The 1,503-nt window shown below is 69.3% G+C and carries 2 protein-coding genes; both read left to right on the top strand.

The genetic code is table 11. From position 1 onward, the window contains the following. The coding region (locus tag RMO40_RS23265) for a penicillin-binding transpeptidase domain-containing protein (RefSeq protein WP_309725979.1) at nucleotides 1–627 on the top strand (627 nt) is incomplete at its 5' end. Between the two features lie 7 nt (nucleotides 628–634). Next, nucleotides 635–1,503 (top strand): FtsW/RodA/SpoVE family cell cycle protein (locus tag RMO40_RS23270; RefSeq protein ID WP_309725980.1); only part of this gene is annotated, 869 nt, incomplete at its 3' end.

A 1,503-nucleotide genomic window follows, 5' to 3' on the forward strand; every position in this document is an offset into this window, starting at 1 on the left:
AACTTCACGATGCTGCAGCTGGCCAGCGCCACGGCCACGCTGGTGTCGGGCGGGCAGCGCTACGCGCCGCGCCTGGCGCGCGAGGTGGAAGACGTGGTCACGCGGCAGAAGAAGCGCATCGCCGGCGTGGCGCTGCCGCCGCTGCCCTTCAGCCCGGAGCACGTGGCGCTGATCAACCGCGCGCTCTACGCGGTGACGCAGGAAGGCACCTCGGTGCGCTCTTACCTCGGTGCGCCGTACAAGAGCGGCGGCAAGACCGGCACCGCGCAGGCGGTCGGCATCAAGGCCAACGAGAAATACAACGCGTCGCGGCTGGACGAGTACCAGCGCGACCACTCGCTCTACATGGCCTTCGCGCCCGTCGAAGCGCCGACCATCGCGCTGGCGGTGGTGGTCGAGAACGCCGGCTTCGGCTCCGAGGCCGCGGCGCCGATCAGCCGCCGCGTGTTCGACTACTGGCTCTCGGGCCTGTGGCCGAGCGACGAAGACATGGCCGCCACGCGGATCGGCAAGTCGGGCGCGCCGATCGGCAAGCAGCGCCTGGCCGCCGACGTGGTCCTGCCCGGCATGGCGGCAAGCGCACCGGCCCTGCCGGCCAGCCAGGCCCTGGCCTCGAGCTTCCGGTGATCCGGCCATGAGCGGCGCGATCTTCGAGCAACCCACGCTCTGGCAGCGCTGGAAACCGGTGCTGTTCGGTTTCGATGCCACGCTGTCGGTGGCGATCGGGCTGCTGGCCGCTTTCGGGCTGCTGACGATGTACTCGGCCGGCTTCGACCACGGCACCCGCTTCGTCGACCACGGCCGCAACATGTTGATCGCGCTCGGCCTGCTGTTCCTGGTGTCGCAGATTCCGCCGCACCGGCTGATGACCTTGGCGGTGCCGGTGTATGCCGTGGGGGTGGCGCTGCTGATCGCCACCGCGATGTTCGGCATCAGCAAGAAGGGCGCCACGCGTTGGCTCAACGTCGGCATGGTGATCCAGCCGAGCGAGCTGCTCAAGCTCGCCACGCCGCTGATGCTGGCCTGGTGGTTCCAGAAATGCGAAGGCCGCATGTCGGGCGCGGCGTGGGCCGTCGCGGTGGGGCTGCTGCTGGTGCCGGTCGGCCTGGTGGTGAAGCAGCCCGACCTCGGCACCGCGATCCTGATCCTCTCGGCCGGCGTCTACGTGCTCTTCTTCGCCGGCCTGTCGTGGCGGCTGATCGTGCCGGTGCTGCTGCTGGCGGCCGTGGGCATCACCGCCATCGTCGTTTCGGAGCCGACGATCTGCCAGCCAGGTGTCGAGTGGCCGCTGCTGAAGGAGTACCAGCGGCACCGCGTGTGCACCCTGCTCGACCCCGGCAAGGACCCGCTGGGCAAGGGCTTCCACATCATCCAGGGCATGATCGCGATCGGCTCGGGCGGTCTCACCGGCAAGGGCTTCATGCAGGGCACGCAGACGCACCTGGAGTTCATTCCCGAGCGCACCACCGACTTCATCTTCGCGGCCTTCGCCGAAGAGTTCGG

The sequence above is a fragment of the Rhizobacter sp. genome, assembly GCF_031412075.1.
Lineage (GTDB): Bacteria > Pseudomonadota > Gammaproteobacteria > Burkholderiales > Burkholderiaceae_C > Rhizobacter.